This is a genomic window from Pseudomonas sp. LH1G9 (genome assembly GCF_002949975.1).
In the GTDB taxonomy this organism is placed as follows: domain Bacteria; phylum Pseudomonadota; class Gammaproteobacteria; order Pseudomonadales; family Pseudomonadaceae; genus Aquipseudomonas; species Aquipseudomonas veronii.
The window spans coordinates 6,314,439-6,336,422 of the sequence record NZ_CP026880.1 but is presented as its reverse complement, the minus strand read 5'-3'; the positions used below and the strand labels follow the sequence as shown (position 1 = coordinate 6,336,422).

At 59.7% G+C, this 21,984-nt stretch carries 20 protein-coding genes, 2 tRNA genes and 1 rRNA gene; 6 read left to right on the top strand and 17 right to left on the bottom strand.

All coding sequences use genetic code 11. From position 1 onward, the window contains the following. Positions 1-199 precede the first annotated feature (199 nt). The 12 genes from C5F70_RS29400 to mrcB all read right to left on the bottom strand — a co-directional run bounded on the left by C5F70_RS29400 (position 200) and on the right by mrcB (position 12,361). Positions 200-275: transfer RNA gene (locus C5F70_RS29400), tRNA-Ala, on the bottom strand. Positions 276-302: 27 nt separating this feature from the next. Next, positions 303-379, bottom strand: a tRNA-Ile gene (locus C5F70_RS29395). 83 nt (positions 380-462) lie between these two features. Continuing rightward, positions 463-1,999 (bottom strand): 16S ribosomal RNA (locus C5F70_RS29390). Between the two features lie 544 nt (positions 2,000-2,543). After that, a complete protein-coding gene (gene msrQ, locus C5F70_RS29380) occupies positions 2,544-3,164 on the bottom strand; it encodes a protein-methionine-sulfoxide reductase heme-binding subunit MsrQ (RefSeq protein WP_017847456.1) in 621 nt (206 codons plus the stop codon). Next, positions 3,164-4,177: a protein-methionine-sulfoxide reductase catalytic subunit MsrP gene (gene msrP, locus C5F70_RS29375; protein WP_104904450.1), complete on the bottom strand. Its 1,014-nt coding sequence runs from the start codon at positions 4,175-4,177 to the stop codon at positions 3,164-3,166. The genes msrQ and msrP overlap by 1 nt, the downstream gene beginning before the upstream one ends. A 63-nt stretch (positions 4,178-4,240) precedes the next feature. After that, positions 4,241-5,098 (bottom strand): CDP-diacylglycerol--serine O-phosphatidyltransferase, encoded by an 858-nt coding sequence (gene pssA / locus C5F70_RS29370; RefSeq protein ID WP_017847454.1) that lies wholly within the window; start codon positions 5,096-5,098, stop codon positions 4,241-4,243. A 144-nt stretch (positions 5,099-5,242) separates the two neighbouring features. After that, positions 5,243-6,259, bottom strand: a complete 1,017-nt coding sequence (ilvC, locus tag C5F70_RS29365; RefSeq protein ID WP_003212125.1) for a ketol-acid reductoisomerase — start codon at positions 6,257-6,259, stop codon at positions 5,243-5,245. 47 nt (positions 6,260-6,306) lie between these two features. Next, a complete protein-coding gene (ilvN, locus tag C5F70_RS29360; protein WP_003176102.1) occupies positions 6,307-6,798 on the bottom strand; it encodes an acetolactate synthase small subunit in 492 nt (163 codons plus the stop codon). Between the two features lie 2 nt (positions 6,799-6,800). After that, the gene (locus C5F70_RS29355) at positions 6,801-8,525 is read right to left on the bottom strand and encodes an acetolactate synthase 3 large subunit (RefSeq protein WP_026140092.1); all 1,725 of its coding nucleotides are present in this window, start codon (positions 8,523-8,525) and stop codon (positions 6,801-6,803) included. Positions 8,526-8,956: 431 nt separating this feature from the next. Beyond that, positions 8,957-9,286: a YqcC family protein gene (locus tag C5F70_RS29350; RefSeq protein WP_017847451.1), complete on the bottom strand. Its 330-nt coding sequence runs from the start codon at positions 9,284-9,286 to the stop codon at positions 8,957-8,959. Further along, positions 9,286-10,020, bottom strand: coding sequence for a M48 family metallopeptidase (locus tag C5F70_RS29345; protein WP_104904449.1), 735 nt, complete (start codon positions 10,018-10,020; stop codon positions 9,286-9,288). The genes C5F70_RS29350 and C5F70_RS29345 overlap by 1 nt, the downstream gene beginning before the upstream one ends. 16 nt (positions 10,021-10,036) lie before the next feature. After that, on the bottom strand, positions 10,037-12,361 hold the full coding sequence (gene mrcB / locus C5F70_RS29340) for a penicillin-binding protein 1B (RefSeq protein ID WP_104904448.1): 2,325 nt from the start codon (positions 12,359-12,361) through the stop codon (positions 10,037-10,039). A 117-nt stretch (positions 12,362-12,478) separates the two neighbouring features. On the opposite strand from mrcB, the gene C5F70_RS29335 reads away from it, so the two are divergent. From C5F70_RS29335 to C5F70_RS29325, 3 genes are all read left to right on the top strand, one after another. After that, a complete protein-coding gene (locus tag C5F70_RS29335; protein ID WP_017847448.1) occupies positions 12,479-14,035 on the top strand; it encodes a bifunctional aminoglycoside phosphotransferase/ATP-binding protein in 1,557 nt (518 codons plus the stop codon). 92 nt (positions 14,036-14,127) lie between these two features. Continuing rightward, on the top strand, positions 14,128-14,472 hold the full coding sequence (locus C5F70_RS29330) for a pentapeptide repeat-containing protein (protein WP_104904447.1): 345 nt from the start codon (positions 14,128-14,130) through the stop codon (positions 14,470-14,472). Between the two features lie 204 nt (positions 14,473-14,676). Further along, positions 14,677-14,949 (top strand): TfoX/Sxy family protein, encoded by a 273-nt coding sequence (locus C5F70_RS29325; protein WP_017847446.1) that lies wholly within the window; start codon positions 14,677-14,679, stop codon positions 14,947-14,949. Positions 14,950-15,169: 220 nt separating this feature from the next. Here the strand turns inward: C5F70_RS29325 and C5F70_RS29320 are convergent, their stop codons facing one another. From C5F70_RS29320 to C5F70_RS29310, 3 genes are read right to left on the bottom strand one after another with little or no spacing between them, the layout of a single operon-like run. After that, a complete protein-coding gene (locus tag C5F70_RS29320; protein ID WP_104904446.1) occupies positions 15,170-15,937 on the bottom strand; it encodes a heme ABC transporter ATP-binding protein in 768 nt (255 codons plus the stop codon). Beyond that, entirely contained in the window at positions 15,937-16,920 is a 984-nt protein-coding gene (locus tag C5F70_RS29315) for an iron ABC transporter permease (RefSeq protein ID WP_164887008.1), read from the bottom strand. Before C5F70_RS29315 ends, C5F70_RS29320 begins: the two co-directional genes overlap by 1 nt. A gap of 50 nt (positions 16,921-16,970) precedes the next feature. After that, complete coding sequence (locus tag C5F70_RS29310; RefSeq protein ID WP_104904445.1) at positions 16,971-17,849, bottom strand: hemin ABC transporter substrate-binding protein; 879 nt, start codon at positions 17,847-17,849, stop codon at positions 16,971-16,973. A 156-nt stretch (positions 17,850-18,005) separates the two neighbouring features. Here C5F70_RS29310 and C5F70_RS29305 point away from each other — a divergent pair, with 156 nt between their 5' ends. Then, positions 18,006-18,323: a Rieske 2Fe-2S domain-containing protein gene (locus C5F70_RS29305; RefSeq protein ID WP_046382054.1), complete on the top strand. Its 318-nt coding sequence runs from the start codon at positions 18,006-18,008 to the stop codon at positions 18,321-18,323. Here the strand turns inward: C5F70_RS29305 and sfsA are convergent. Further along, positions 18,320-19,033 carry a DNA/RNA nuclease SfsA gene (sfsA, locus tag C5F70_RS29300; RefSeq protein WP_017847441.1) on the bottom strand — a complete coding sequence of 238 codons (714 nt, stop codon included), beginning with the start codon at positions 19,031-19,033 and terminating at the stop codon, positions 18,320-18,322. The genes C5F70_RS29305 and sfsA overlap by 4 nt on opposite strands. Next, the gene (locus C5F70_RS29295; RefSeq protein ID WP_046487535.1) at positions 19,033-20,205 is read right to left on the bottom strand and encodes a pyridoxal phosphate-dependent aminotransferase; all 1,173 of its coding nucleotides are present in this window, start codon (positions 20,203-20,205) and stop codon (positions 19,033-19,035) included. Before C5F70_RS29295 ends, sfsA begins: the two co-directional genes overlap by 1 nt. A 321-nt stretch (positions 20,206-20,526) precedes the next feature. On the opposite strand from C5F70_RS29295, the gene dksA reads away from it, so the two are divergent. Both dksA and gluQRS read left to right on the top strand, forming a co-directional pair. After that, entirely contained in the window at positions 20,527-20,970 is a 444-nt protein-coding gene (gene dksA / locus C5F70_RS29290) for an RNA polymerase-binding protein DksA (protein WP_017847439.1), read from the top strand. 84 nt (positions 20,971-21,054) lie between these two features. Then, positions 21,055-21,942: a tRNA glutamyl-Q(34) synthetase GluQRS gene (gene gluQRS, locus C5F70_RS29285; protein ID WP_017847438.1), complete on the top strand. Its 888-nt coding sequence runs from the start codon at positions 21,055-21,057 to the stop codon at positions 21,940-21,942. The last annotated feature ends 42 nt before the right edge of the window (positions 21,943-21,984 follow it).

The following is a 21,984-nucleotide window of genomic DNA, read 5'->3' as shown; positions in this document are numbered from 1 at the left end:
AAATTCGAATTTCTCAATTAAGAGAACTCACAAATTTTACCTTAGCCTGATCCGTTACCAGTGAAAGTAACGTTCAGTCTATCTTTCTATCACATACCCAAATTTTTAAAGAACGATCTAATCAAAGACTAGAAATCAACATTCACCATCATCACGATGGAATGCTCATTTCTAAGCTTTCAAACTTCAGAAGCAGTAGTGGTGGAGCCAAACGGGATCGAACCGTTGACCTCCTGCGTGCAAGGCAGGCGCTCTCCCAGCTGAGCTATGGCCCCGTATTTCTACAGGTTCCCACACAAAATTGGTGGGTCTGGGCAGATTCGAACTGCCGACCTCACCCTTATCAGGGGTGCGCTCTAACCAACTGAGCTACAGACCCAATTTCGGGCTGCTTCTTTATCGTCTTCTTCAATGAATCAAGCAATTCGTGTGGGAACTTATGGAGCAGCTGATGTCGTCGATTAAGGAGGTGATCCAGCCGCAGGTTCCCCTACGGCTACCTTGTTACGACTTCACCCCAGTCATGAATCACACCGTGGTAACCGTCCCCCCGAAGGTTAGACTAGCTACTTCTGGTGCAACCCACTCCCATGGTGTGACGGGCGGTGTGTACAAGGCCCGGGAACGTATTCACCGCGACATTCTGATTCGCGATTACTAGCGATTCCGACTTCACGCAGTCGAGTTGCAGACTGCGATCCGGACTACGATCGGTTTTCTGGGATTAGCTCCACCTCGCGGCTTGGCAACCCTCTGTACCGACCATTGTAGCACGTGTGTAGCCCAGGCCGTAAGGGCCATGATGACTTGACGTCATCCCCACCTTCCTCCGGTTTGTCACCGGCAGTCTCCTTAGAGTGCCCACCATAACGTGCTGGTAACTAAGGACAAGGGTTGCGCTCGTTACGGGACTTAACCCAACATCTCACGACACGAGCTGACGACAGCCATGCAGCACCTGTCTCAATGTTCCCGAAGGCACCAATCTATCTCTAGAAAGTTCATTGGATGTCAAGGCCTGGTAAGGTTCTTCGCGTTGCTTCGAATTAAACCACATGCTCCACCGCTTGTGCGGGCCCCCGTCAATTCATTTGAGTTTTAACCTTGCGGCCGTACTCCCCAGGCGGTCAACTTAATGCGTTAGCTGCGCCACTAAGAGCTCAAGGCTCCCAACGGCTAGTTGACATCGTTTACGGCGTGGACTACCAGGGTATCTAATCCTGTTTGCTCCCCACGCTTTCGCACCTCAGTGTCAGTATCAGTCCAGGTGGTCGCCTTCGCCACTGGTGTTCCTTCCTATATCTACGCATTTCACCGCTACACAGGAAATTCCACCACCCTCTACCATACTCTAGTCAGTCAGTTTTGAATGCAGTTCCCAGGTTGAGCCCGGGGATTTCACATCCAACTTAACTAACCACCTACGCGCGCTTTACGCCCAGTAATTCCGATTAACGCTTGCACCCTCTGTATTACCGCGGCTGCTGGCACAGAGTTAGCCGGTGCTTATTCTGTCGGTAACGTCAAAACAATCACGTATTAGGTAACTGCCCTTCCTCCCAACTTAAAGTGCTTTACAATCCGAAGACCTTCTTCACACACGCGGCATGGCTGGATCAGGCTTTCGCCCATTGTCCAATATTCCCCACTGCTGCCTCCCGTAGGAGTCTGGACCGTGTCTCAGTTCCAGTGTGACTGATCATCCTCTCAGACCAGTTACGGATCGTCGCCTTGGTGAGCCATTACCTCACCAACTAGCTAATCCGACCTAGGCTCATCTGATAGCGCAAGGCCCGAAGGTCCCCTGCTTTCTCCCGTAGGACGTATGCGGTATTAGCGTCCGTTTCCGAACGTTATCCCCCACTACCAGGCAGATTCCTAGGCATTACTCACCCGTCCGCCGCTCTCAAGAGAAGCAAGCTTCTCTCTACCGCTCGACTTGCATGTGTTAGGCCTGCCGCCAGCGTTCAATCTGAGCCATGATCAAACTCTTCAGTTCAAACATCTTTGGGTTTTTAAGAAACCCTAAACTTGGCTCAGCAATCGTTGGTTACATCTTTGATTTCTCGCGGAGCAACTTGTGATGCTGATAATCTTGTTGACTATCAGTCTGACTCCACAAGCACCCACACGAATTGCTTGATTCAGTTGTTAAAGAGCGGTTGGTTAAGATCTTTCGTCTCAACCGAGGCGCGCATTCTACAGCAGCCTCATTTGCTGTCAAGTGATTATTTTCAGAAGTTTTCAAAGTTTCCTTTGTAACTTCAACCACTTGCGCTTCCGATCTCTCGTTAGCGGGAGGCGAATTCTACAGCGTTACACGCTGCTGTCAACACCTCTTTTTCTCCGCTTTCGACCGAGAAGATCGAAACGTTAATAGAGCCAAACAACACTGCTCTACCAACTCCTTCCAGGCTTCGATGAACTGAAGCAGGTCGCTGTCGAATCTTGCGTAACTCTTTGTTTACCAAGGAGTTTTCCGTTTCGACTGCGCCGGAAGTGGGGCGAATTATAGACGTCCAGGATTTGCCGTCAAGGGTTAATTACGCTTTTGTTGCAGAAGGTGCTTTTTTCGCAATAAGGCGGGGAATTCGCCGCATCACCGGCGGTATCCGCAGGACAAGAAGCAGCGCACCTATAGAAGCATAGATAGCCCACTCCTTCAGATCCGCCCGCACGATCCACAACATATGCAACAAGCCAAGCCCAAGCACGCCATACACCAGGCGATGCAACTTCTTCCAACGGCTGCCCAACCGACGCTGACTGTAGCGATTCGACGTCAGCGCCAGCACCAACAAAGACAGGAAACCCAGGGCCCCCACAATAATGTAGGGGCGCTTACTCAATTCCACCCCCAACTGCGACCAATCCAGCCCCAGGACAAACACACAATATGCCGCCAGGTGCAGCACCACATAAGCAAAGCACCACAACCCCAACTGACGCCGCACCGCGATCCACCCTGCCCAACCGCTCAACTTCTGCAACGGTGTCATCGCCAGGGTAATCAGCAGCAGGATCAACGTGCCCAAGCCCAGCCGGTCAACCAGCACCTTGCCTGGGTCCGGCCCCAAGGCAGAACGCCACGCTTCGTACAGCCAGAGCAACGGCCATACCGCGGTGGCGATAAACACGCTGATGCGCCAGATCGGGAAACGCATCAGTAGTTCTTCCGCAGGTCGAGGCCGGTATAAAGCGCCGCCACCTCATCCGAGTAACCGTTGAACATCTGCGTCTCGCGCACATTCGGGCTGAACAGGCCACTCGGCAAGCGCCGCTCACGCGCCTGGGTCCAACGAGGGTGGTCGACCGTCGGGTTCACGTTCGCATAAAACCCGTACTCATTCGCCGCAATACTTTGCCAGGTGGTTTTCGGCTGCTCGCTCACCAAGCTGATACGCACGATGGACTTCACGCTCTTGAAGCCATACTTCCATGGCACCACCAAACGCAACGGCGCGCCATTCTGGTTAGGCAACTCGCGCCCATACATCCCCACCGCCAGAATCGCCAGGGGATTCATCGCCTCATCCAGACGCAGCCCTTCTACATAGGGCCAATCGATCAAGCCGAAACTCGAGCGCTGGCCCGGCATGCTTTTGGGGTCCTGGAGGGTTTCGAAGCGGATGTACTTGGCTTTGGAAGTCGGCTCAACCTGCTTGAGCAACGCCGAAATGGGAAAACCCATCCACGGAATGACCATCGACCACGCCTCCACACAGCGCAGACGGTAGATTCGCTCTTCCAATTGATACGGCTTCATGAAGTCTTCCAGGGCGTAACGCCCCGGCTTTGCGACCTCGCCATCGATCACCACACTCCAGGGCTCGGTCTTGAGCGAACCTGCATTCGCCGCTGGATCGCCCTTGTCCGTGCCGAACTCATAGAAGTTGTTGTAGTGGGTCGCGTCCTTGAACGGGGTGATGGCTTCGTCCTTGACGGTTACCGCCTGCCATTTCGTACCTGGCAGTTTTTCGGCAAACCAGCCTGGCGCCTTGCCTGGTTCGACATCCGCATAGCGCGCGGCATCGTCAGCGCTGGCCCAGCGCGGCAAGCTGCTGGCGGCAACACCGGCCAGCGCACCACCGAGCAAGCTACGGCGAGACAGGCAGAAGGATTCAGGAGTGACGTCCGATTCATGACAATCGGACGCTTTGGGCAATTTGATTAACATGGCAACTCCGCAGCATTGGAGAACTGATGCACCAATAGACTGCGGAGTATGGGGGAAATTACATTAAGGCAATGTTTTGTCCCGACGCAGTTGCAGCAGATACTGAACCGGCCCGGAAGCGGCATACACCAGGAACACCAGCAGCAGAATACGCGGCGGATCGCTGAAGACCACGGCGAACACCAGCACCACCGCAAGGATGGCCACGAAAGGCACGCGCCCCTTGAGGTCGAGCTCCTTGAAGCTGTTGTACTTGATGTTACTGACCATCAGCATGCCGGCGGCCGCAACCATCAAGGCCACCAGGAACGACATCTTCGATCCCTGGATGCCGTAGTCACTGAACGCCCAGACGATCCCCGCCACCACGCCCGCAGCAGCCGGACTGGCCAGGCCGATGAAGTAACGCTTGTCGGCGGTCCCCACCTGGGTGTTGAAGCGCGCCAGGCGCAACGCGGCGCCCGCGACATAGATGAAGGCCACCATCCAGCCGACCTTGCCCATGTCACCCAGGGCCCAGGCAAACGCCAGCAACGCAGGCGCGACACCAAAGGCAACCATGTCCGACAGCGAGTCATACTCGGCACCGAAGGCGCTTTGGGTATTGGTCATGCGCGCCACGCGCCCATCGAGACCGTCGAGCACCATGGCGACGAAGATGGCGATCGCCGCAAAACCGAAGTACTTGCTGGCACTCACCGCATCACCCGCCGCCAGCGCGCTCTGGGCGCTCATGGAGTTGATGATGGAGTAGAACCCGGCAAACAGGTTCGCCGTAGTGAACAGATTGGGCAGGAGATAGATGCCACGATGCCGGACCTTGCGGCCTTCCGCGTCATGCCCTTCTTCAACATGTTCATCGATCGGTAGCAGGCTATCGGCGTCAGAAGCCTGGTTTGGCTCTTCGGGACGTTCGCTCATGGACTTTACCTTGCAACGGTGTGAAAAAATTCGACAGATACTTGCGGCGAGTGTTCGCCCGCAAACGATGCAGCTTTATACCAGAACCAGCCACCCAAACGAAAAAACGCGGCCTAAGCCGCGTTTTTTCTAGATGCATCCGACTTAGTTTTTGGCTTTGTCGACGATCTTGTTGGCACCGATCCACGGCATCATGGAGCGCAGTTGCTCGCCGATGATTTCGATACCGTGAGCGGCGTTGTTACGACGCTTGGCGGTCATCGAAGGGTAGCCGGTAGCGCCTTCGCTGATGAACATTTTGGCGTATTCACCGTCCTGAATGCGTTTCAGGGCGTTGCGCATGGCCTGACGGGACTCGGCGTTGATCACTTCCGGGCCAGTCACGTACTCGCCGTATTCGGCGTTGTTGGAGATCGAGTAGTTCATGTTGGCGATACCGCCTTCGTACATGAGGTCCACGATCAACTTCAGTTCGTGCAGGCATTCGAAGTAGGCCATTTCCGGCGCGTAGCCGGCTTCAACCAGGGTTTCGAAACCGGCTTTGACCAGTTCAACGGTACCACCGCACAGAACAGCTTGTTCGCCGAACAGGTCGGTTTCAGTCTCGTCCTTGAAAGTGGTTTCGATGATGCCGGTACGACCGCCACCAACGCCGGCAGCGTAGGACAGCGCAACGTTCTTGGCGTTGCCCGACGCGTCCTGGTAGATCGCGATCAGGTCAGGGATACCGCCGCCTTTGACGAACTCGGAACGCACGGTGTGGCCCGGGGCTTTCGGCGCGATCATGATCACGTCGAGGTCAGCGCGTGGCACGACTTGGTTGTAGTGAATCGCGAAGCCGTGGGAGAAGGCCAGGGTGGCGCCCTTCTTGATGTTCGGCTCGATTTCGTTCTTGTACAGCGCGGACTGGAACTCATCCGGGGTCAGGATCATGACCAGGTCGGCAGCGGCAACGGCGGAAGCAACGTCAGTCACTTTCAGGCCGTGGGCTTCAGCCTTGGCAACAGTGGCCGAGCCTTTGCGCAGGCCAACAGTCACGTCAACGCCGGAATCTTTCAGGTTGCAAGCTTGCGCGTGGCCCTGGGAACCGTAGCCGATGATGGCGACTTTCTTGCCCTGGATGATCGACAGGTCACAATCTTTATCGTAATAAACTTTCATGAGGTTCCTCTATATATCCAGGCCTTAAGGCCATTCACTAATTTGGGTTAGATGCTGAGTACTTTGTCGCCACGGGCAATCCCGGTGACACCACTGCGTACAGTTTCCAGAATCGAGGCCGTCCCGATCGACTGGATGAAGCTGTCCAGCTTGTCGCTTGTACCGGTCAATTGCACGGTATAAACGCTGGCGCTCACATCGACGATCTGCCCGCGATAAATGTCGGTAGTACGCTTGATCTCGGCACGTTGGGCGCCCGTGGCCTTGACTTTAACCAGCATCAGCTCGCGCTCGATGTGGGCACTTTCCGACAGGTCGACCAGCTTGACCACTTCGATCAGCTTGTTGAGGTTTTTGGTGATCTGCTCGATCACCTCATCGTGGCCCACGGTGGTCAACGTCAGGCGCGACAGGGTCGGGTCTTCGGTCGGTGCCACGGTCAGGCTTTCGATGTTGTAGTTGCGTTGCGAAAACAAGCCGACAACACGAGACAGAGCGCCGGGTTCGTTCTCCAGAAGCAGGGAGATTATGTGCCGCATGATTAGGTACGCTCCGTCTTGTTCAGCCACATGTCACGCATAGAGCCGTCTTTGATCTGCATCGGGTAGACGTGCTCGCTGGTATCCACCTGAATATCGATGAACACCAGGCGGTCCTTCATGGCGAACGCTTCTTCCATCTTCGGCTTCAGATCTTTCAGATCGTTGATGCGAATACCGACGTGGCCGTAAGCCTCGACCAATTTGACGAAGTCGGGCAGCGATTCCATGTAGGAATGGGAGTGACGACTACCGTAGCTCATGTCCTGCCATTGACGAACCATGCCCAACACGCCGTTGTTCAGGCACACGATCTTCACCGGAAGGCCGTACTGCAGGCACGTCGACAGTTCCTGGATGTTCATCTGGATGCTGCCTTCGCCGGTGACGCATGCAACGTCGCTGTCCGGGAAGCTCAGTTTGACACCCATGGCCGCAGGGAAACCAAAGCCCATCGTGCCCAGGCCACCGGAGTTGATCCAGCGGTTAGGCTTGTCGAACTTGTAGTACTGCGCAGCGAACATCTGGTGCTGGCCCACGTCGGAGGTCACAAAGGCATCGCCCTTGGTCACTTCGCACAGAGTCTCGATCACGGTTTGTGGCTTGATGATGCTGCCGTCGCCCTTGTCATAAGGGAACAGACCGCGGTCACCGCGCCATTCGTCGATCTGCTTCCACCAGCTGGCGACAGCTTCTTTGTTCGGCGTCTCGCCGATTTCCTTCAGCGCAGCGACCATTTCGGTCAACACGCTTTCCACCGGACCTACGATCGGCACGTCGGCCTTGATGGTCTTGGAGATGGACGCCGGGTCGATGTCGATATGGATGATCTTGGCATTCGGGCAGAACTTGCTCGCGCCGTTGATCACCCGATCATCGAACCGCGCGCCCACGGCCAGGATCACGTCGGCGTGGTGCATGGTCAGGTTGGCGGTGTAGCTGCCGTGCATGCCGAGCATGCCGACGAACTGACGGTCCGTACCCGGGAATGCGCCGAGGCCCATCAGGGTGTTGGTCACCGGCAGGTTGAGCAGCTTGGCCAGTTCGGTCAACGGTGCGGAACCGCCGCCCAGAATCACGCCGCCGCCCGAGTACAGCACCGGGCGCTTGGCCGCCAGGAGCATTTCTGCCGCCTTGCGGATCTGCCCCGAGTGCCCACGAACGGCCGGGCTGTAGGAACGCAGCTTGGCTTTCTTCGGGAAGACGTATTCGAATTTCTCGGCCGGGTTGGTCATGTCTTTCGGGATATCGACCACTACAGGGCCCGGGCGACCGGACTGTGCGAGGTAGAACGCCTTTTTCATGATTTCCGGGATTTCCGAGGCATGCTTGATCATGAAACTGTGTTTCACGATCGGCCGGGAGATACCGATCATGTCGGTTTCCTGGAATGCATCGGTACCGACCATGGTGCTAGCGACCTGGCCGGAAATGATCACCATCGGGATGGAGTCCATATAAGCAGTCGCGATGCCGGTAATGGCATTGGTTGCGCCTGGACCGGACGTTACCAGTACCACGCCGGCTTTACCGGTGGCACGGGCATAACCGTCAGCCATATGGGTTGCAGCCTGTTCGTGGCGAACCAGGATGTGGGTAACAGCCGGTTCCTTGAACAGTGCGTCATAGACGTGCAGCAGAGCACCACCAGGGTACCCGTAGATATAGTCAACGCCTTCGTCACGCAAAAAGCGGACGAGCATCTCACCGCCAGATAAAAGCTCCACGTTGTTCACCTCTAAAACGCCAGAATACCGTCCGTTAAAAACCGACGGGTCTTAATAGGTTTACTTCTCAACAGAGCATGAGCGACGGTGGTCGCCGACTACGTCAGCACTGACTGAGCAAGTATTGGGATCGTCCCAAGTGTTGCGGGCTCTTCCCACCCAGCGCGAGGTAACGCGTTGCGGGTGTAACAGGTCGGCGCGGATGTGCGCCTCATGATCTGCTGAGCGGGCCTGCTTCTGGCAGTCCCGATACAGCGGACTTTGGATTCTTCTGTTTCAGGCCCTTCAAGTCAAGCAATAATTGCGCTTTTTTCCAACTAAGCGCATGAGAACGTAGAAGAAAGGGCTTTGAGGAGGGATAAAACTCGCCTGAATGTCGTCAAGCGGTAGAAATGTGCGCAAGACTGCCGGAAAAACCGGCAGCCAGGCAATTAACGAGCGTCGACGATCAATTGGTCGAACTTTTTCAGCGCATTGCGCAAACCCTGGCTTTCCAGCGGCCGGTCGGTGTAGACCATCTCGGCCATCTCCATGATCCCGGAGGCATTTGGCAACGGCAGGTTCTGTTCGAGGATCTGCTTCATTCGCACCAGGAAGATCCACTGCAGCCACTGGTGGAAGTCCAGGGTGTCGACCGAAAAGGGCTCGACGCTGCTGAGCGCCTCGGCGCTGGGGGACACCTCGTCCCACCAGCCCTGCAGGCGCAATTCGCGCTCAATCAGCAACAGCTGTTCGGCAATCGCTGGAAAACGCACATCCATCAGAGGCTGACCTTGGCTTTCTGCCGAGCCTGGGCGGCACCAGCAGCGTCGCCTTGTGCAGCACGCGCATCACCGATCAAGGCCCACAGGCTGGCCTGCAGGTCAGGACGGCCGCTGGCCAGGGTCAGGCCACGACGGGCAAACTGTTCGGCTTGCGGCGCATCGCCCTGGGCCATCCGCACCTGGGCCAGGCGATACAGCACCTGCGGTTCACGCGGCGCAACGCGCTGGGCGCGCTCGAGGCTCGACGATGCACCGTTCAAGTCGCCACCGGCCTGCTGTTGCTGGGCAGTGGTGAGCAAGGCCAGTACCGGGCCGTCCAGTTGCTCATCAGCCGACAGGCCGCCCGCGCTGGAGGACGACGGAATGCCGCTTGGCGTCGACGGCATGGTGTAGGTGTTCTGGTTGATCGGCGCGGCCTGGACCGGCGCGGAGTCAATCGGCCCCGACGTGCTAGGCCCTGGCGTCCACGGCTCGGCGCTGATCGGCGCCGATGTCGCGGCACCGGCGCCCGGCACCATCACCACCACACCCGAATCCTGCGGTACGGCGCGGGTCGCGGCCTGGGCAGGACGCTTGGTCACGGTCTGACGGAAACCGCCATTGGCCGAGATCCGATCGTTATTGGAGACGGTTGTGCTCGAGTCCACCACGGGAATGGAGCCGCGCTGAACGCTGGAGCAACCGCCGAGCAAAGCCAGAGCTGTAATAGCTGGAATCCACCACTTGTTCACTTGAAACCCTCTTTGCTTAATTCATCCAGCCCTTGACCCAATCCATCACCGATTCCGCGCTTGCAGGGGCACTGCCACCGCACGCGGCACCGGGAGGTGGTTCGCTGCCGCGAATATACGGCATCTGCACCGCGCCCGGACAGTTGGCATCGGAGCCCTGGCCGGTGTGCGGATCAATCCAGGCCTGCACGATGTTGTCCGGCTGCGGCATGCTCAGCGGCAACGGATCGGCCTTGCGCATGAAACTGGTCCAGACCTGCAACGCACCGGTCGCGCCGGTGAACGGCGTCTTGCCGTTGTCATCACGCCCCAGCCAGACCACGGCCAGCACATCCTGACCGAAGCCGGCGAACCAACTGTCACGCGAATCGTTACTGGTACCGGTCTTGCCCGCCAGTGTCAGGTTGGAAGGCAGGACCTTGTACACCGAGCTACCGGTACCTTCGCGCATCACACGCTGCATGGCGTTCTGGATCAGGTAGATGGAGCCCGCGTCGAAACGCTGCTGAATCTGGAACGGATAGCGCTTGAGCGGCTCGCCTTCGGCCGTCAGCACGCTGCGAATGCCGCGCATCGGCGTGTTGAAACCACCGTTGGCGAGGGTCTGGTACATGGTCGCCACTTCCATCGGCGTCATGGCACCGGCGCCCAGAAGCATCGATGGGAAGGCCGGGAATTCGCGGGTGATGCCCAGGCGCGCGAGGGTCTTGAGGACGTTCGGCACGCCCACTTCGAGCCCCAGGCGCGAGGTCGAGATGTTGTAGGAATGCGCCAGCCCCTGGTACAGGAACACCGTACCGTGAGAACGACGATCGAAGTTCTGCGGGGTCCAGACCTGGCCGTCAGCACCTTTGACCGACAGCGGGTCGTCCGACAGCCAGCTGGTCAGGGTGTATTTGCTCGGTTTTTCCAACGCCGTCAGGTACACCGCCGGCTTGACCAGCGAGCCGATCGGCCGCACCGCGTCCAGCGCACGGTTGAAGCCGGCGAAACTGGCCTGGCGGCTGCCGATCATGGCCTGGACTTCACCGGTTTCCGGGTTGGTCACCACCATGGCTGCTTCGACTTCGTCGGAGCCTTTACGCCCCGCCAGACGCTTGAAGGTGTCGTTGACCGACGCTTCGGCTTTCATCTGCAGGATCGGGTCGAAACTGGTGAAGATGCGCAGGCCTTCCTCGGTCAAGTCTTCGTCGCGGTAGTCTTCACGCAACTGGCGTTTGACCAGGTCGATAAAGCCCGGGAAGGAGCTGTCCGCCAGCTTGCCGCGGGTGGTCACGCCCAGTGGCATTTTCTTCGCCGCGGCAACCTGTTCCGCCGTGGCCACGCCCTGCTGCTCCAGCACGTCGAGCACCAGGTTACGCCGCTCAAGCGCGCGCTCAGGATTGCGCCGCGGGTTGTAGTAGGACGGCCCCTTGACCATGCCCACCAGCAACGCGACCTGATGCAACTTCAGCTCGGACAGCGGCTGGCCGAAGAAGAACTGGCTGGCCAGCCCGAAACCGTGGACCGCGCGCTGGCCGTCCTGGCCGACGAACACCTCGTTGAGGTAGGCCTCAAGGATTTCCTGCTTGCTGTAATGCAGCTCCAGCAGCATCGCCATCATGGCTTCGGTGAGTTTACGGGTCAGGCTGCGCTCGTTGGTGAGGTAGAAGTTCTTCACCAATTGCTGGGTCAGCGTACTGCCGCCCTGGGTCATTTTGCCGCCGGAGGTGTTGACCCAGATCGCACGGGCAATGGACTTCGGCGACACGCCCCAGTGGCTGTAGAAATCGCGGTCTTCCACGGCAACCAGGGTTTCAAGCAAGTACGGCGGCACCTGATCGAGCTTGATCAGGATGCGATCTTCCAGGTTCTTCGGGTAAATCCCGCCGATCATCAACGGTTCCAGGCGCACCACGGGCAGCTTCGAGCCATTCAGCGACGACAGCTCGGCCACATAGTCGCCGGAGAAGCGCACGCGCACCGGCTGGGGTTTTTCCAGGCCTTCATAGAACTGGAAGCCGCGGGTGTTCAAGTCCACGGTATTGCCGCTGACGGCCGCAGCGCCGGGGCCGTTGCTCACAGGTTCGCGGCGGTAGCCCAAGGCGTCGAGTTCGGTGAGGAAGTCATCCTTGCTCAGCTTCTGGCCGGTGAACAGCTCCAGCGGACGGGCGTACACCTTGGCCGGAATGGTCCAGCGCTTGCCGGAGAATTTTTCCTGGACCACGGCATCGAGGTACACCGCAAAGCCGGCGAGCACCACAAGACCCACCAGGCTGAGCTTGAGCGCCCAGCCCAGCCACGGGCGCAGGCCGCGGGAAGGAGATTTTTTACGGGAACGGGGAGATCGGGTTCGAGTCATGGCGGCGGATTATACGCACTTTATCGATGATCAACATGAGCCGAACAGCGGTTTGCACAGCAGGCGTCAGCAGCCATAATGCCCGCCATGATTTCCCCTGACTTTGAAGGATCGCCCGTGAGCCAGCCCCTGATTGCCGCCCTGCAGAACCCGGCTTTATACCCCCATCCGGTTGAAGCGTTCCAAGTCATCGAGACCCATATTTCCTGGGTCATACTGACCGGCCCTTACGCTTATAAACTGAAGAAGCCGGTGAACTTCGGCTTCCTGGACTTCACCAAACTGGAAGATCGCGGGCATTTCTGCAACGAAGAGCTGCGCCTGAACCAGCGCCTGACCAAAGATTTGTATCTTGAAGTGTTGCCGATCACCGGCACGGCCGAAGCGCCGCAATTGGGCGGTGACGGCCCGGTCATCGAATACGCGCTGAAAATGCGTCAATTCCCGCAAAGCCAGTTGCTCAGCACCTTGCAAGCCAACGGTGAGCTGACCAGCGCGCACATCGACGAGATGGCCAAACAGATCGCGCACTTCCACCTCACCGCACCGAAAGTGCCGCAAGAGCACCCGGCCGGCACCCCCGACGAGGTGATGGCACCGGTACGCCAGAACTTCGATCAGATCCGCCCGTTCCTCAGCGACAAAGCCGACCTGCTGCAACTCGAAGCCCTGCAAGCCTGGGCCGAAAGCAGCTTCGAACGCCTCAAGCCGCTGCTGGCACAGCGCAAGCACGATGGTTTCACCCGCGAGTGCCACGGCGATATCCACCTGGGCAATGCCACCTTGATTGATGGCCACGTGGTGATCTTCGACTGCATCGAGTTCAACGAACCGTTTCGCTTCACCGACGTGTACGCCGACACCGGCTTCCTGGCCATGGACCTGGAAGACCGCGGCCTCAAATCCCTGGCACGCCGGTTCATCAGCCAGTACCTCGAACTGACCGGCGACTACCAGGGCCTGGAAGTGCTGAACTTCTATAAAGCCTACCGCGCACTGGTCAGGGCCAAAGTCGCGCTGTTCAGCATGCCCAGCGAAGCGAGCCCGGTGCAGCGCGCCACCACCCTGCGCCAGTACCGCAACTACGCCAACCTGGCGGAGAGCTACAGCATTATTCCGTCGCGCTTCCTGGCGATTACCCACGGCGTTTCCGCTGTAGGCAAAAGCCACGTGGCCATGCGTCTGGTGGAAGCCTTGGGCGCCGTTCGCCTGCGTTCGGACGTGGAGCGCAAGCGCCTGTTTGGTGAACAACAAGTGGAAAACACGCCCCAGGCCGGCATCTATGCTGCCGACGCCAGCGCGAAAACCTACGCCCGCCTGAACGAGATCGCCGAGACCGTGCTGCGCGCCGGGTTCCCGGTGGTACTGGATGCGACCTTCCTGAAACGCGCACAACGCGATGCCGCCGCCAAAGTCGCCGAAGCGACGGGCGCGCCGTTCCTGATCCTGGACTGCAATGCGCCGCAGGCCGTTATCGCCAGTTGGCTGGCACAACGTCAGGCAGACAAGAACGATCCGTCTGACGCTACATTGACGATCATTGAAGAGCAGCAAGCCCAACGCGAACCGCTGACAGCCGAAGAGCTGTTGCTGAGCAAGCGCGTCGAGACCAATCAAAGCGGAACCCTCGATGCACTGGTCGAGCAAATTCGCCAGCGCATGCCTGGTCTGTAAGAAAAACTTCTTGGTCGCGTCGTCACCTTAGACGAGCGGCCAAGCAATAGTGGCACTATAATGGCGCCATAAATCCAACAGGTGTCGCTATCATGAGTCAGCCCAAGCTTCTTGATACCCCGCTCTATTCGCTTCTGCATAAAGACGATATCCGCGGTTTCAACCAGGAACGCCCCAAAGACGGCGCCATCGACATGCGCGGTGGCGACTTCCGCGGGCTGGATCTGCGCGATCTGAACGCCAGCGGCGTGGATTTCACCGATGCGTATTTCCGCTCCGCCGATTTGCGCGGGCTGGACTTGCGCGACTGCTCACTGGAAGGCGCGAGCCTGGCCCATGCGCAGATATCGGGCACCTACTTCCCGCCGGAACTGACGGCCGACGAGATCCTCATGTCGGTCAATTTCGGCACGCGCCTGCGCTACCGCACCAAGTAACACGCCCTCCCAAGCCCCCGGTCTCGTGCAATACGGACCGGGGACTTCGCGCCTGCCCGCAATAAAACGTCGACGCCATCCTTATAAGCTTTTGCGCCATTCCTGACCAAAGAACTACGCTTTTCCTACTGAGCGCTACACTCCTTTTCAGGCTTGCCTGGTCACGACACCCACCGCACCATTCGGCCGTCGCAAGGAGGCTCGATGAACGATGAGCTGCAACACCTGAGAAACCTTGGCAAGACCTCGGCGCAATGGCTGCATGCGGCGGGCATCCACAGTGCGTCAGACCTGCGGCGCCTGGGCGCGGTCGATGCTTATCGAGCCGTTCGCACGCGTGGCTTCCGTGCCTCGAAAGTCTTGCTGTATGCAATCGAAGGGGCATTGATGGATGTGCATTGGAACGACATCCCAGCCGAACGCAAGGAGGCGCTGAACCGCCAATTGGATGCTATCTCGGCGCGCCAGAAGAATTAGATCGACGACCCCACCCGCCGCTGACAAAGATTCCGGACAAGGGCCTGTGAAAACAAATCTTGACTCTCAAATGAGAATCGTTATGATTATCACAACTGGTCGCGAGATCAGCCGATAACTGAAAGACCATTGGTTCGGACTCTCAGATTATCTCCTCATCAGGCTAATCACGGTTATTTGACCCGGCTCTTGCCGGGTCTTTTTTTGCCGGTAAAAAGCCTCAGCGCGCAATGATCAACGGATGCCCGCGCTCCGGATGCGGCTGCACCAGCACATCCAGCCCGAAGACTGCTTTGAGCGGCTCAGGCCGCAGAACCTGTGCCGGGGTATCCAGCGCATGGGGGCGGCCCGCGTCGAGCAACAGAATCCGGTCGCAGTAACGCGCCGCCAGGTTCAGGTCATGCAGAATCACCAGTACTGCTGCGCCACGGTCAGCAAAGTGGCGTATCGCCTGCAAGGTCGTGTGTTGATGCAAAGGGTCAAGCATCGAGGTCGGCTCATCCAGCAGCAACGTCTGCCCCGCCTGCCCGGGCCATAACTGCGCCAGCACCCGCGCCAGGTGAACGCGCTGCCGCTCGCCGCCCGACAAGGCCAGGTAACTGCGACCGCTCAAGTGCCCAACATCTGCGGCCTGCAACGCGGCATCGATAATCTCGTCATCCCGCACGCGCCCGGTCTGATGGGGCAAGCGGCCCATGCCAACCACCTCTTCGACACGAAAGGCGAAATCCAGGGTTGAAGCCTGCGGCAACACGGCCAGGCGTTGCGCGCGTTGCGACCCGCTCCAGTCTTTCAGTTCGTGCTGATCCAGCCACACCTGGCCTTGATCCGGGTGCAGTTCCCCGCACAACGCGCCCAGCAACGTGCTCTTGCCCGCGCCATTCGGGCCCAGCACGCCAAGCACCTGGCCGGGCAACAGGTCCAACGTGACATCCGCCAGTACGGTTTTGCGACCGCGACGAATCCTCAGCCCTTCCACTCGCAGCATCAGGCGCGCCCTCGCAACAACAGGTAAAGAAAAAATGGCGCACCAATCAACGCGGTGACGATACCGATCGGCAACTCCGCCGGCGCCAAGGCCAGGCGCGCGACCAGATCCGCCAACAGCAGCAAGCTCGCCCCCGCCAGCACCGAGGCGGGTAACAGCACGCGATGATCCGGCCCGGCCAACAATCGCACCAGGTGCGGCACCACCAGGCCGACGAAGCCGATCATCCCCGCTGCCGCCACCGCCGCGCCCACGCCCAATGCGGTGCAGAACACCAATTCGCGCTTGAGCCGCTCGACATCGACCCCGAGATGAGCGGCCTCGGATTCGCCGAGCAACAGTGCATTCAATGCCTTCGCCCGCCGCGGCAGCCACAGCGCCACGCCAGCGCTCACCAGCAGCAACGGCCACAGGCGCGAATAGCTGGCGCCATTGAGGCTGCCCAGGTTCCAGAAAGTCAGTGTGCGCAGGGTGGCGTCATCGGCCAGGTAGGTAAACAAGCCCACCGCCGAACTGGCGAGCGCCGTGAGGGCGATGCCGGCGAGCAGCATGGTCGCGACATGGGTCTGGCCGTTGCGCCGCCCCAGCCGGTAGACCAGCGCCGTCACCCCCAACCCACCGAGAAACGCGCACAACGACAACAGATACGGGCCGAACACCTCCGGCAACCCACCCAGAAACGAGCCACCGACAATGGCGAAGGCCGCACCGAGTGCCGCGCCGCTGGATACCCCGACCAACCCCGGATCCGCCAGCGGGTTGCGAAACAACCCCTGCATCGCTACGCCCGACAAGGCCAATACACCGCCCACCGCCAGCCCCAGCAAGGTCCGCGGCAAACGGATCTGCCCGAGAATCAGCTCCGCCTGCTCCAGGCCACTGGCCTCGATTGGCACGCCCATCAGGCGCAAGGCCGCCCTGAGCGTATCCAGCAATGGCAGGCTGACCGGCCCCAGCGCCAATGAAAGCCAGATTGCCAGCACACACAACAGCGTCAGGCCGATAAACAGCGTTCGGGGTTTCACCAGCGTACTCATGGGGCAGACGTGGCCTGGGACGGATAGAAGCCGGCCGACAACTGCACCAGGCTTTGCGGCAGACGCGGCCCGAGCCCGCCGACCAGCAGCGTCGGGTCCACCTCAAACACCCGTGCCTGTTTAGCCGCCGGCGTGGACGCCAGGATCGGGTTCTCCTTGAACAAGGCCGCACGCGCCGCCTCGCCGGTCAGCGCACGGTCGGCAAACACCAGCACCTCGGGGCTCAACCCGGCCAACGCCTCCATGGAAAACGGCTTATAACCGCTGTGGGTCGCCAGGTTGCGCCCGCCCGCCTGCTGTAGCATCCAGTCAGCCGCCGTGTCTTTGCCAGCGATCAGCGGTTTGCCGCCGGCATTGCCGAGCAGCATCAACACCCCCGGAGCCTTGTGTGCGGACTGGGCTGTGGCAACCCAACGTTTCTGCCGGTCAAGCGCCTGTTCATACGCGGTAAACAATGCATGGGCCTTGGCCTCACTGCCCAACAACCTCCCCAGGTGTTCGAGGTTGCCTTTCAACGTCGGCAAATCCGGCTGCGCCGAGAACATTTCCACCTGCACCCCGGCGTTGCGAATCTGCGCCAGCACCGGCGGCGGCCCCATTTCCTCGGTGCCCACCAGGACCTGCGGGCGCAGACTGAGAATGCCCTCGGCCGACAACTGCCGCTGATAACCGACGCTCGGCAATGCCTTGAGCGAAGCCGGATGCTGGCTGGTGGTGTCGACGCCCACCAACTTCGACTCACCGCCCAGGGCCGTCACCCACTCCGATAACGCGCCGCCAGCACTCACCCAGCGTTGCGGCAGTTCCGAGGCGTGCGCCCCAGGGTTGAGCATCAGTCCGACAACAAGCGCGATAGCGCTGGCACTCAAGCGCATAACAGGGTTTCCTTCCAGGGGCGGGGCTGCTGAAACACTCATGGATGTGACAGATGCCCCTTGCCGGGCATCGTACTGAGCGCCCAGTCAGCTAACGGGCGAAGCCTGCATTTGATAATTGTTTGCATTTGAACGTCAAGGCACTTAAGGATTGGAATGAAGTTTCTCTGCCCCTCCGACACCCTCGCCCCCAACAGCAGCCGTGGTTTTGATATCGACGGGCACAAACTGCTGGCCGTGCGCCGGGATGGCATCGCCTACTTCTATCGCAATCGCTGCCCCCATCGCGGCGTCCCCCTGGAATGGCAACCCGATCACTTCCTCGACGCCAGCGCCAGCCTGATCCAATGCGCCACCCACGGCGCGTTGTTCCTGATCGAGAGCGGCGAATGCATCGCCGGCCCCTGCGCGGGTCAAAGCCTCACTGCCCTGCCCGGCCGCGAAGACGAACAGGGCCTGTGGGTAGAACTCTAGTCGCCGAGCAGCACGTCCAAGCGGCGTTCGACGTATATTTCCTCGGCCGTGACGCGCACACCATACGCCAGCACTTCCACGCCCGCGGCCTTGGCCTCGCGCAGGGCGGCAGCATAGGCCGCGTCGATTTCCACGGCCGGGCGCACGGCCTCGATCCCGGACAGGTTGACGCAATACAGCTGCACCGCCCGCACACCATCCCGGGCCAGGTGCGCCAGCTCGCGTAGATGCTTGGCACCGCGCTGGGTCACGGCGTCCGGAAACGCCGCAATCGAGGTGCCATCGAACCCCAGCGTCACACTTTTGACTTCGACATAGGCCGCCCCCTCGGGGTAATCCAGGCGAAAATCAATGCGGCTGTTCTCCTGACCGTAAGGCACTTCACGCTTCAACGCGCTAAAGCCGTTGAGTTCGGTGATGACCCCGGCATGCAACGCCTCCTCAACCAGTTGATTGGCACGCGCCGTATTGACGCACGCGAGGCGGCCTTGAGGCGTCTCGGCAATTTCCCAGGTGCCGGGCAACTTGCGCTTGGGGTCAGTGGAGCGACTGAACCAGACCTGCCCGCCCTCGACCATGCAATTGAGCATCGAGCCGGTATTGGGGCAGTGAATGGTCAACAACTCGCCGGTAACGGTTTCGATATCGGTGAGAAAACGCTTGTAGCGGCGAATCAGCCGCGCCTCTTCGAGGGGAGGATGAAAGCGCATCAGCCCTGCCAGCTCCGCAGCCCACGGGCGATGCGCTCTACCGCCTCTTGTAGCCGATCAAGGTTTTGCGTGTAGGCAAAGCGCACATGGTGGCCGGCTTGATAACGACCGAAATCCAGCCCGGGGGTGAACGCCACATGTTCGGTCTCAAGGAAATGACGGCAAAACGCGAAGGCATCACCGCCGAACGCGCTGATATCGGCGTACAAATAGAACGCCCCTTCCGGTTCGACGGCAATACCGAAGCCCAACTCGCGCAGGGCCGGCAGCAGGAAGTCGCGACGGCGCCCGAACTCGGCACGACGCGCTTCCAGGATGCTCAGGGTTTGCGGGGTGAAGCAGGCCAACGCCGCGTACTGCGCCATGCTCGGAGCGCTGATGTAGAGGTTTTGCGCGAGCTTCTCCAACTCACCGACCGCATCGGGCGGTGCCACCAGCCAACCCAGGCGCCAGCCGGTCATGCCGAAATACTTTGAAAAACTATTCAGGACAAACGCATCATCGTCGACTTCCAGCACGCTGGCCGCCTCGGTGCCGTAAGTGAGGCCGTGGTAGATCTCGTCCACCACCAAATGGCCGTTACGCGCCTTGATGGCGCTCGACAACCCGGCCAGTTCGTCCCGCGTCAGGATGGTGCCGGTGGGGTTGGCCGGCGATGCGACCAGCGCGCCCACGCTGTCCTGGTTCCAGTGCTTGGCCACCAGGTCGGCGGTCAATTGATAACGCACGTCCGGACCCACGGGCACCAACTGCGCCGCGCCTTCCACCAGGCGCAGGAAGTGGCGGTTACATGGGTAACCCGGGTCGGCCAACAGCCAGTGTTTACCGGGGTCCACCAGCAGGCTGCTGGCCAACAGCAACGCGCCGGAGCCGCCCGGGGTGATCAGGATGCGCTCGGGGTCCACGCTCAGGCCGTAGCGTTGCTGGTAGAAACCGCTGATGGCATGGCGCAGTTCCGGCAGGCCGCGGGCTGCGGTATAGCGGGTCTTGCCATTGGCCAGCGCGGCCTGGCCGGCCTGGATGATCGGCTCGGCGGTGGTGAAATCCGGTTCGCCGATTTCCAGATGGATGACATCATGGCCTGCCGCTTGCAGCTCATTGGCTCGCGCCAGCAACGCCATGACATGAAAAGGTTCGATGGCGCGACTGCGCGCACTGTAGGGCTGAGCCATTAGCCTTCCTTAACGGTGAGGACAAAAACAGCGATTCTACCGAACCCTCGCGGTAAAACATGCTCTATTGCCTGCCAGGCCGTCCACGATGAACCCGGCAAGCGCTTGCAAAACGACTAAAATCAACCTTCGAGACGATTCATACCCAGCCACAGCGGGTTGCTGCTGTTTGCAACCCCTGCGTGATGGGCCTCGACAACCGGGAGTGGCGCACCCTGAATCTATCTGGTAAGTTCGCCCGCTTGCAGCCGCAGGGCCGGCAGGTGTCGGTGACGTTGCAATCCTGCGCAATGGATTAGAAGAGTGAGAGGCGGTCTATTCATGTCCACCCAAGCAAAGCAACAGCAATCCCCAGGCCTCAGCGGCTTCGAACCTTACGTCACGAAGGAAGGTGAGGAGTACATGGGCGAGCCCATGCGCGAGCACTTCACCAAGATCCTTAACAAGTGGAAACAAGACTTGATGCAGGAGGTCGACCGCACCGTTGACCATATGAAGGACGAAGCAGCCAACTTCCCTGATCCGGCCGACCGTGCGAGCCAGGAAGAAGAGTTCGCCCTTGAACTGCGTGCCCGTGATCGCGAACGCAAGCTGATCAAGAAGATCGACAAGACACTGCAGTTGATCAAGGACGAAGAATACGGCTGGTGCGAATGCTGCGGCATCGAAATCGGTATTCGCCGCCTGGAAGCACGTCCTACCGCCGACATGTGCGTGGACTGCAAGAACCTGGCAGAAATCAAGGAAAAACAGGTCGGCAAGTAACCCCTGCCGAGCTGAACGAATGGGGCGTACAAACGCCCCATTTTTGTTTCTGGCGTTTAGCGATTTTCCAGTAGTATCCGGCCCATGACAGCCTCTCCCTATATCGGGCGTTTCGCCCCCACGCCCAGCGGCCACCTGCACTTCGGCTCGCTGGTCGCCGCCCTCGCCTCTTACCTTGACGCCCGCGCCAACCATGGCCGCTGGCTGATGCGTATGGAAGACCTCGACCCTCCCCGCGAAGAACCCGGCGCCCAGGCGGCAATCCTGCATGCCCTGGAAAGCTATGGCTTCGAGTGGGACGGTGAACTGGTCCGACAAAGCGACCGGCACGATGCCTACGCCAAGGTGCTGAACGACCTGTTCAACCACGGCCTGGCCTATGCCTGTACCTGCTCGCGCAAACAGCTGGAGCCCTACCACGGGATCTACCCGGGCTTGTGCCGTAATGCCGGTCATGAGCAGCACGATGCGGCCATCCGCCTGCGCGTCCCGGAGCTGGAGTACCACTTTACCGACCGCGTACAGGGCGAATTCCGACAACACCTGGGCCGCGAAGTGGGTGACTTCATCATCCGTCGCCGTGACGGCCTCTACGCCTACCAACTGGCCGTGGTGCTCGATGACGCCTGGCAAGGTGTTACCGACATCGTGCGCGGCGCCGACCTGCTCGACTCCACGCCGCGCCAGCTGTATCTGCAAGAATTATTGGGGCTGCGCCAACCGCGTTACCTGCACGTGCCGCTGATCGTCCAGCCGGACGGTAACAAGTTGGGCAAATCCTATCGTTCCCCGCCCTTGACCACAGACCAGGCCACGCCTTTGCTGTTGAGAGCCCTGCGCGCCCTCGGCCAGCAACCCGGCGACGAACTGCTGCACGCCAGCCCACGGGAACTGCTGGATTGGGGCATTGCCCACTGGGATGCGCAGCTGATCCCGCGCACACTCACGCTGGCCGAAGCGCAGTTGCGCTGAAGGCGCTTGCAGCCGGCCAGGCATCCGTTACCATCGCCGCAG

Coding starts and splice junctions, on each gene's coding strand:
- sfsA (WP_017847441.1), bottom strand. CDS start 19,033: ATGCGCTTTCATCCTCCCCTCGAAGAGGCGCGGCTGATTCGCCGCTAC.
- C5F70_RS29305 (WP_046382054.1), top strand. CDS start 18,006: ATGAAGTTTCTCTGCCCCTCCGACACCCTCGCCCCCAACAGCAGCCGT.
- msrQ (WP_017847456.1), bottom strand. CDS start 3,164: ATGCGTTTCCCGATCTGGCGCATCAGCGTGTTTATCGCCACCGCGGTA.
- ilvN (WP_003176102.1), bottom strand. CDS start 6,798: ATGCGGCACATAATCTCCCTGCTTCTGGAGAACGAACCCGGCGCTCTG.
- C5F70_RS29325 (WP_017847446.1), top strand. CDS start 14,677: ATGAACGATGAGCTGCAACACCTGAGAAACCTTGGCAAGACCTCGGCG.
- C5F70_RS29295 (WP_046487535.1), bottom strand. CDS start 20,205: ATGGCTCAGCCCTACAGTGCGCGCAGTCGCGCCATCGAACCTTTTCAT.
- C5F70_RS29330 (WP_104904447.1), top strand. CDS start 14,128: ATGAGTCAGCCCAAGCTTCTTGATACCCCGCTCTATTCGCTTCTGCAT.
- pssA (WP_017847454.1), bottom strand. CDS start 5,098: ATGAGCGAACGTCCCGAAGAGCCAAACCAGGCTTCTGACGCCGATAGC.
- gluQRS (WP_017847438.1), top strand. CDS start 21,055: ATGACAGCCTCTCCCTATATCGGGCGTTTCGCCCCCACGCCCAGCGGC.
- C5F70_RS29320 (WP_104904446.1), bottom strand. CDS start 15,937: ATGCTGCGAGTGGAAGGGCTGAGGATTCGTCGCGGTCGCAAAACCGTA.
- C5F70_RS29310 (WP_104904445.1), bottom strand. CDS start 17,849: ATGCGCTTGAGTGCCAGCGCTATCGCGCTTGTTGTCGGACTGATGCTC.
- dksA (WP_017847439.1), top strand. CDS start 20,527: ATGTCCACCCAAGCAAAGCAACAGCAATCCCCAGGCCTCAGCGGCTTC.
- mrcB (WP_104904448.1), bottom strand. CDS start 12,361: ATGACTCGAACCCGATCTCCCCGTTCCCGTAAAAAATCTCCTTCCCGC.
- C5F70_RS29350 (WP_017847451.1), bottom strand. CDS start 9,286: ATGGATGTGCGTTTTCCAGCGATTGCCGAACAGCTGTTGCTGATTGAG.
- ilvC (WP_003212125.1), bottom strand. CDS start 6,259: ATGAAAGTTTATTACGATAAAGATTGTGACCTGTCGATCATCCAGGGC.
- msrP (WP_104904450.1), bottom strand. CDS start 4,177: ATGTTAATCAAATTGCCCAAAGCGTCCGATTGTCATGAATCGGACGTC.